Annotated in this window: 6 protein-coding genes; 4 read left to right on the top strand and 2 right to left on the bottom strand. The window is 66.6% G+C overall.

Annotation, left to right across the window (positions count from 1 at the left end):
• Positions 1–645: NAD(+) diphosphatase (gene nudC / locus ACT84W_RS00470; protein WP_444327848.1), on the top strand; the 645-nt coding region annotated here is incomplete at its 5' end.
• A gap of 3 nt (positions 646–648) precedes the next feature.
• Here nudC and ACT84W_RS00465 read toward each other — a convergent pair.
• On the bottom strand, positions 649–1,335 hold the full coding sequence (locus ACT84W_RS00465; protein ID WP_432291466.1) for a FadR/GntR family transcriptional regulator: 687 nt from the start codon (positions 1,333–1,335) through the stop codon (positions 649–651).
• A gap of 224 nt (positions 1,336–1,559) precedes the next feature.
• Between ACT84W_RS00465 and ACT84W_RS00460 the strand changes: the two genes are divergently transcribed.
• The gene (locus ACT84W_RS00460; RefSeq protein WP_444327847.1) at positions 1,560–2,921 is read left to right on the top strand and encodes a GntP family permease; all 1,362 of its coding nucleotides are present in this window, start codon (positions 1,560–1,562) and stop codon (positions 2,919–2,921) included.
• 95 nt (positions 2,922–3,016) lie between these two features.
• Complete coding sequence (gene ilvD, locus ACT84W_RS00455; protein ID WP_444327846.1) at positions 3,017–4,795, top strand: dihydroxy-acid dehydratase; 1,779 nt, start codon at positions 3,017–3,019, stop codon at positions 4,793–4,795.
• Positions 4,796–5,031: 236 nt separating this feature from the next.
• On the opposite strand, the gene ACT84W_RS00450 is transcribed toward ilvD, so the two are convergent.
• Complete coding sequence (locus ACT84W_RS00450) at positions 5,032–5,802, bottom strand: Cof-type HAD-IIB family hydrolase (protein WP_444327845.1); 771 nt, start codon at positions 5,800–5,802, stop codon at positions 5,032–5,034.
• A gap of 956 nt (positions 5,803–6,758) precedes the next feature.
• On the opposite strand from ACT84W_RS00450, the gene ACT84W_RS00445 reads away from it, so the two are divergent.
• Positions 6,759–8,294: a 2-isopropylmalate synthase gene (locus ACT84W_RS00445; protein WP_444327844.1), complete on the top strand. Its 1,536-nt coding sequence runs from the start codon at positions 6,759–6,761 to the stop codon at positions 8,292–8,294.
• Positions 8,295–8,399: the final 105 nt, after the last annotated feature.

The raw sequence follows: 8,399 nt of genomic DNA, 5'->3' as shown, positions 1-8,399 counted from the left end.
GCGCTCGACGACGCCGTCGCCGTGCCCGAGGGCTTCACGTACGAGGCGATCAACTGGCTTCGCTACGCCGAGCCGGCAGAGCTTCTCTTCGCCGCCGTCACGGGCAGCCAGCTCGACCGCTGGTACCGCGACAACCGCTTCTGCTCCCGCTGCGGACACCCGACCGAGCTCGGGCCCCGCAGCCGCGAGGTGGTCTGCCCCGAGTGCGCCAAGATCACCTACCCGAAGATCTGCCCGGGCATCATCTGCGGCATCGTGGACTGCTCGGAGGGGCGCGAGCGCATCGTACTCACACGCTACAACGGCCGCACCACCGCGTTGTGGGCGCTCGTGGCCGGCTTCACCGAGATCGGCGAGCCGCTCGAGAACACCGTCCACCGCGAGGTCATGGAGGAGGTCGGCCTGCGCGTCAAGAACCTGCGGTTCTACAAGAGCCAGCCGTGGAGCTTCTCGGACACGCTGCTCGTCGGGTTCTGGGCCGAGGTCGACGGCTCCGACGAGATCCGCGTCGACCACGAGGAGCTCAAGGAGGCGCGCTGGTTCACGCGCGACGAGATCCCCCTGGAGCGCACGCGCGACCGCGTGAGCATGACCGGCGAGATGATCGAGCAGTTCCGCCTGCGCGGCCGCGAGGTGCTGGGGTAGGGCTTAGGCCTGCGCCGTCTCGTGATTTATGACGTTGCGGTTGTACACGAGGTGCAGGAACATCGCGTCGTGGGCGGCGGTGCCGTCGTGCGCCGCGATGGCGTCGGCGACGCCGCGGTGCGTGCGGATGGTCTCCGCCACGAGCTTCTTTCCCGTCACGTCGATGAAGAGGGGCACGGAGGACTTGAGGACCGCTATGAGGCGCGGCATCACGAGGTTGCCGCAGCTCTCTGCGATGGCGTTATGGAAGGCCGTGTCCGCGTCGGCGTAGTCCGCGCCCGCCTCGGCCAGGCGCTCCGACTCGTCGCAGAGCTCGACGATCCGGGCCACCTGGGCGTCCGTCGCGTGCTTGGCCGCCATCCTGGCCATCTCGGGCTCGATCATGAAGCGGACCTCGAGCAGGTCGCTCGCCAGGCGCCGCTTGTCCTCGATGAAGGTGAAGCCGAGCGGGTCGTCCGCGACGCCGGGGTTCGAGGCGACATAGGTGCCCGAGCCCTGCTTGATGCGCACGATGTTGCGGGACTGCAGGAGCTTCATGGCCTCGCGGACCGAGCTGCGGCCGGCGCCGAGGCGCTCGACGAGCACCGCCTCGTTGGGTAGGCGGTCGCCCTGCCCGAGGCCCTCGTCGAGGATGAGCTGGATGATCTTTGCCGAGAGCCTCTCGGGGAGGCCGGGCTCGGTCTGTGCCATGGAAACCTCTATTCCTACGAGATTCATCAGAGGTATTGTACGGCATCGTATTTGATTGATTTGTGTCTACTCCGGACAATAATTACCGTTCACGGAACAAAAACTGCCGTCTGCAAAATACGTCAGACAAAATCAGCTGTTTTTTAAGATTCAAACATCAGACGAATTGCAAAACCCTTATGGTCTTCATCGAGATAGAAAAGGTCTGATGAATTGGAGAGGATATGGCAGACACAACCTTCATGGCGGACCCAACGCGGCTCGTCGTCTCGGCGATCATCGGCATCGTCCTGCTGCTCGCCCTGATCATCAAGTTCAAGCTCCACCCGGTGCTTTCGATGATGGTCTCCGCGATCTTCATCGGCATCGGCGCCGGCATGCCGCTTGACCTCGTGGCGAGTACGGTCACCAAGGGCGTCGGCATGACGCTCCAGAACATCGCGCTGCTCATCGGCCTGGGCACGATGTTCGGCCAGATCCTCGAGGAGAGCGGCGGCGCAAAGAAGATCGCCCAGACCTTCATCGACAAGTTCGGCCAGGGCCACTCGAGCTGGGCGCTCGGCATCACGGGCCTCGTCATCGGCACCACCGTGTTTTTCGAGGCCGGAGTCGTCGTCCTGATCCCGCTCGCCTTCAGCGTCGCCTCCCAGACCAAGAAGTCCACGCTCTACTACGGCATCGCGCTTCTGGCCGGCCTCGCCGCGGGCTACGCGTTCGTGCCGCCCTCAGCCGGCTCCGTCCTCGTCGCCGGCACGCTCGGCGTCGACCTCGGCACGCTGATCCTCGTCGGCGTTCCGACCGCCTTCATCGCGATGGCCGTCGCGGGCGTCGCCTGGGGCCGCAACGTCGGCGGGCGCTTCTTCGTCGAGGTCCCCGAGCATGTGGCCGCCGCCGAGGAGGAGGGCGACCAGAAGGAGGCCCCGTCCTTCGGCATGGTCCTCGCCATCGTCCTCACCCCGCTGTGCCTCATCCTGCTCGGCACGCTTTCCTCCTACATCCCCATCCCGAAGCAGGTCGCCGACGTGCTCTCGTTCATCGGCAAGCCCTTCGTGGCCCTCACCCTGGCGACCCTCGTCGCCATGTACCTGCTCGGCACGCGCCGCGGCTACACCGGTGCCGAGCTCAAGGCGCTTCTCGACCGCTCCCTCAAGCCCGTCGGCATGATCCTGCTCGTCATCGCGTGCGGCGGCGTCATCCGCTGGATGCTCCAGGACTGCGGCCTCGGCCAGGTCATCGGCCCCTTGCTCGAGAGTAGCCCGCTTCCCCTGGTCGTTGTCGGCTTCCTCATCGCTGTGCTCGTCCGCGCCTCCGTGGGCAGCTCGATCGTTGCCATGACCATGGCCTCCGGCATCATGGCCGCCATGCCCGCCGTCGCCGCCTCCTCCGTGCTCATGCGCGCCGCCATCTGCATCGCCATCTGCGGCGGCGCCACCGCGCTCTCGCACGTGAACGACGCCGGGTTCTGGATGTGCTCCTCGTTCCTCGAGATCGACGAGAAGACCACGCTTTCCTCCTGGACCGTCATGGAGACCCTCATCGGTATCGTCGGCCTCGTCTGCGCGCTCGTCATCTCGATGTTCGCCTAACCCCACAGGCCTCGTGACCTCCCCGCGCCTGCCGCGCAGGCGCACCCCCGCACCACCTCAATGTGCTTATCCATCCGATAAAGAAGGAGAAGATAATGAACGACCAGACCGCTTCCGACGTGAAGAAAGAAGCCGCCGACCTCGCCGCCAAGCTGCAGCCCCGCTCCGGCAAGTTCCGCAAGATCAGCCCCGAGATGGACCCGCTGCGCCTCGGCTCCGGCTGGACCGTGCCCGACCTGGACAAGCCCCAGGTGATCATCGAGTCCACCTTCGGTGACTCGCACCCCGGCTCCGCCGGCCTCTTTGAGCTCGTCGAGGAGGTTCGCAAGGGCGTCGCCGAGGCCGGCGGCCACGGCGCCCGTTACTTCTGCACCGATATGTGCGACGGCGAGGCCCAGGGCCACGACGGCATCAACTACTCGCTGCCCAGCCGCGACATGATCGCCAACATGATCGAGATCCACGCCAAGGCCACCCCGTTCGACGCCGGCGTCTTCGTCGCCAGCTGCGACAAGGGCCTGCCCGCGAACCTCATGGCCATGGGCCGCATCAACATCCCGTCGATCGTCGTCACCGGCGGCGTCATGGACGCCGGCCCCGACCTGCTCACCCTCGAGCAGCTCGGCGCGATCTCTGCCCGCTACGAGCGCGGCGAGATCTCCGAGGAGGAGCTCGAGTTCGCCAAGCACAACGCCTGCCCGAGCTGCGGCGCCTGCTCCTTCATGGGCACCGCCTCCACCATGCAGGTCACCGCTGAGGCCCTGGGCCTGATGCTCCCCGGCACCTCGCTGCTGCCCGCTACCAGCACCGACCTGCGCGAGTTCGCCCGTGCCGCCGGCCGCCAGTCCGTGTGGCTCTCCGAGCACAACCTGTGCCCGCGCGACATCGTGACCAAGGAGTCCTTCGAGAACCTGATCATGGTCCACGGCGCCATCTCCGGCTCCACCAACTCGCTGCTCCACATCCCCGCGATCGCCCGCGAGTTCGGCATCGAGATGTCCGCCGACGACTTCGACCGCCTGCACCGCGGCGCCCACTACCTGCTCAACGTCCGTCCTGCGGGCGAGTGGCCGGCGCAGTTCTTCTACTATGCCGGTGGCGTGCCGCGCATCATGGAGGAGATCAAGTCGATGCTCCACCTCGACGTCATGACCGTCACGGGCAAGACCCTCGGCGAGAACCTCGAGGATCTCAAGGCCAACGGCTACTACGAGAAGTGCGAGAGCTACCTCCAGAAGTGGGGCCTCAAGCGCGAGGACATCATCCGTCCGTTCGACCAGGCCTTCGGTACCGACGGCTCCATCGCCATCCTGCACGGCAACCTCGCTCCCGAGGGCGCCGTCGTCAAGCACACCGTCGTCCCGCGCGAGATGTTCCAGGCCACCCTCAAGGCCCGTCCGTTCGACTGCGAGGAGGACGCCATCCACGCCGTCCTGACGCACGAGGTCAAGCCCGGCGACGCCGTGATCATCCGCTACGAGGGCCCCAAGGGCTCCGGCATGCCCGAGATGTTCTACACCACCGAGGCCATCGCAAGCGACCCCGAGCTGGGCGCCTCCATCGCGCTGATTACTGACGGGCGCTTCTCCGGCGCCTCTAAGGGCCCCGCCATCGGCCACGTTTCCCCTGAGGCTGCTGTGGGCGGCCCGATCGCTCTCGTCGAGGAGGGCGACCTCATCCGCATCAACATCCCCGAGCGCACGCTCGAGATCTGCGGCATCGCCGGCAAGGAGATGGAGCCGGCCGAGGTCGACGCCGTCCTGGCCGAGCGCCGCGCCAACTGGAAGCCGCGCCCCAACCGCTACACCTCCGGCACGCTCAAGTTCTTCACCGAGCACGCCGTGTCCGCCATCAAGGGCGGCTACATGGAGTAGCGCTCCTCGCGCCGTTGTGCGCAGAAGCGTCAGCTGATCACAAGGGCGGCCCCTCGGATACACGCATCCGAGGGGCCGCCCTTCTTTGTGCCGTTTACGGTGCTACGCTGCCCGGGTTCGCCGCGTTAGTGTACATAAAGAAACACTGTCTTGTAAATTACCTGGGCTTTTGCGGGCGCCCCCTTACTTTGTGCGCACTGTTTCGCGGCGCCGCGCCGCGTTGAGGCGCGGCGTTGCTATCCGAGCACGAACTTCTCGATGATTTCGGCGACGGCACCGTCGTCGTTGCTGCCGGCGCAGACGTAGCCGGCGGCGGCCTTCGCCTCGTCGGAGGCGTTCGCGACGGCGCAGCCGAGGCCAGCCGCGCGGATCATGGCGAGGTCGTTGGAGCTGTCGCCGACGGCGATGGTCTCCTCCTGTTTGATGCCCAGGCGCTCTGCCAGGGCCAGAAGCCCCGCGCCCTTGTTCACGCCGTGCGGGTTGAACTCGAGGTAGCGGCCGCTGGAATACACGACGTCCAACCCGCGGGTCACGCCCGCGGCGGCGAGCTCGGACTCGCACGCGCGCAGATAGCCCATATCTTGGCTGGCAAAGAGGATCTTCGTGAAGACCTCCCCTTCGAGGAAGTCGAGCGAGGGCTCGTCGGTCGGCACGATGTTCATGCGGCCGCCGATGTAGGCGCGCTCCCAGTCGTAGTAGTTCCACATGTAGACCGGGTCGAGCGTGTACAGGTGGATGCAGAGCTTGCGCTCGATGCCGTAGCTCCAGAGCTCTTGGACGGTCGCGCGGTCGAGCTCGGAGTAGACGATCACATACTCGTCTTCGCGGCCGGCGAGGTCGAGCGTCTCGAGGACGTCCTCCACGGTCCCGTTGGGCCTGCCGGTGGCGGGCACGAACTTGACCCCGCGCTCGCGGGCGGCGGCGACGGCGTCGACCACGCGCTGGGGGATCTTGTGGTCGGAATCGAGCAGGGTCTCGTCGAGGTCCGCGGCGATGAGCTTGTACATGGGGCTCCTTCTGTGTGCTGCCGTGTGCTGCCGGATGTTCGCTGCCAAGTATGGACCAACGGGCGACATCGGCCGGCCCATGCCGCAAAGAAGCACATCGCGTATCGACGCTCGTGCGCCGACGTTGCGTATCGGCACCGGCGCGCATCGCAGAGCCTGCGGCGCCGGTGGAGTGGGGATGCGGGAATCCGAGGGCAGGCAGCCGCGTTCCGGAATCCACGAGCGTCGGCGAATGCGCACCGGAATCTGGGGCCAGTCGGTTATCGCTCACCGGAATCGAGGCCCGTCGGTAATCGCGCACCGAAATCGGGGAGTGTCGGTAAGAGGCGCGCGGGAATCGGGGAGCGTCGGTACCGACGGTCGGCGATTCCGGTGAAAACCGACGCCGTAAGGGCTTCTTTGCACCGGAATCCGGCACCGGCGGTAAGAAGTGCGCGGGAAAACGGCACCGTCGGTACCGACACTCCAGGATTTCGGTGCGCGATTACCGACGGTCCCCAGTTCCGGCGCGCCCGTTGGGCGGGGGCGGCCACGCGCTTCCCAGCCACGCGCTTCCCGAGCCCGCGCCTCATCCGTGACCTATCGGCGCAGCCGCCCGCGGATTTGTGGCGACGCGCGCGCCCGAAGTGTGTCATAGTCATAGAACCGCGTCCGCACGGGGCGCGTGACTCCAGGGGAGGTCCGGTATGTCACGGCACGAGGCTGCATACGTTCGAGTGAGCGAGCGCGAGATTTCGCGCGTCCTTCTCGGCGGCGCTGAGCTTCTTGCCACCGACCTCAACCTACTTCTACTATCGTCCGCGCGTTAGGGCATCTTGACACCTGCGCGCGTGACCTGAAGCCGCCGGTCCCCCAACGGGGCCGGGGCTTCCTTTTTTGCAGCCTTACGCCAAAAATCTCGGAACCTCCTTCCAGACGACGCTCGCTTTCGGGCCCTAGACGATTGGATGCGCACCATGACCAGGAAGATCCACATCTTTGACACCACCCTGCGCGACGGCGAGCAGTCCCCCGGCGCCTCCATGAACACCGAGGAGAAGCTCATCGTCGCCCAGCAGCTCATCCGCATGGGCGTCGACGTCATCGAGGCCGGCTTCCCCATCAGCTCCCCCGGCGACTTCCGCTCCGTCCAGGAGATCGGCCGCCTGGCCGGCGACTCCTGCGTCGTGTGCGGCCTCACCCGCGCCGTCGACAAGGACATCGACCGCGCCGCCGAGGCCCTGAAGAGCGCCAAGCGCCCGCGCATCCACACCGGCCTGGGCGTCAGCCCCTCCCATCTGCGCGAGAAGCTCCACATCACCGAGGACGAGTGCATCGAGCGCGCCCGCCACTGCGTCAGCTACGCAAGGAAGTACGTCGACGACGTCGAGTTCTACGCCGAGGACGCCGGCCGCTCCGACCAGGACTTCCTCATCCGCGTGATCCAGGCCGCCGTCGACGCAGGCGCCACTGTGGTCAACATCCCCGACACCACCGGCTACAGCCTGCCCGAGGACTTCGGCGCGCGCATCAAGAGCCTCTCGGACAACGTCATCGGCATCGAGAACGTCATCATCTCGGTCCACACCCACAACGACCTGGGCATGGCCACCGCGCTGGCCCTCGAGGGCGTGAAGAACGGCGCCCGCCAGATCGAGTGCACCATCAACGGCCTGGGCGAGCGTGCCGGCAACACCGCGCTCGAGGAGGTCGTCATGGCCATAAAGATGCACGGCGAGGAGCTCGACGCCCACACCGATATCGTGACCCCCGAGCTTACGCGCGCCTCCCACTTGGTCAGCCGCATCACGGGCATGAACGTCCAGGCAAACAAGGCCATCGTCGGCGCCAACGCCTTCGCCCACAGCTCCGGCATCCACCAGGACGGCGTCCTCAAGGCCCGCGACACCTACGAGATCATCGACCCCGCCGACGTGGGCGCCGCCGGCTCCGAGATCATCCTCTCGGCCCGCTCCGGCCACGCCGCTCTGCGCCACCGCCTGGGCGAGCTCGGCTACACCTTCAAGGACGAGGAGTTCGACGACATCTACAACCGTTTCCTCGAGATCGCGGATCAAAAGAAGGAAGTCTACGACGAGGACCTCGAGTCGATGGTCCAGGAGCGCCAGCGCGAGGTGCAGGCCATCTACACCCTCGACGCCCTGCAGGTGTCCTGCGGCGACCCGCTCGTTCCGACCGCGACCGCCACGATCTCGGACGAGCTCGGCGTCTCGCACGTGGTCTGCGCCACGGGCACCGGCCCCGTTGACGCTGCGTACAAGGCCGTCGACCAGGTCGTCGCGGTCCACGGCGACCTCTCGGAGTTCTCCGTCAAGGCCATCACCCGCGGCATCGACGCCATCGGCGAGGTCACGGTGCGCATCACGGCCGAGGACGGCAAGGTCTACACCGGCCGCGGCGCGGACAACGACATCATCGTCAGCTCTGCGAAGGCCTACGTCAACGCGATCAACCGCATGATCCAGACCGCCCGCTCCAAGCAGGGCAAGTAACGACGAGGCGCCCCGCCCCTCTTGCCGACGCGCGTGGCAAGAGGGGCGGGGCGCCCGGCCTTCCGGCGTCGCCCCGCGCGAGTCGCTCTGAACGCTCGGGTTCGC

Source organism: Paratractidigestivibacter sp. (assembly GCF_052362415.1).
GTDB lineage: Bacteria > Actinomycetota > Coriobacteriia > Coriobacteriales > Atopobiaceae > Paratractidigestivibacter.
This window is presented reverse-complemented; position numbering and strand designations above follow the sequence as displayed.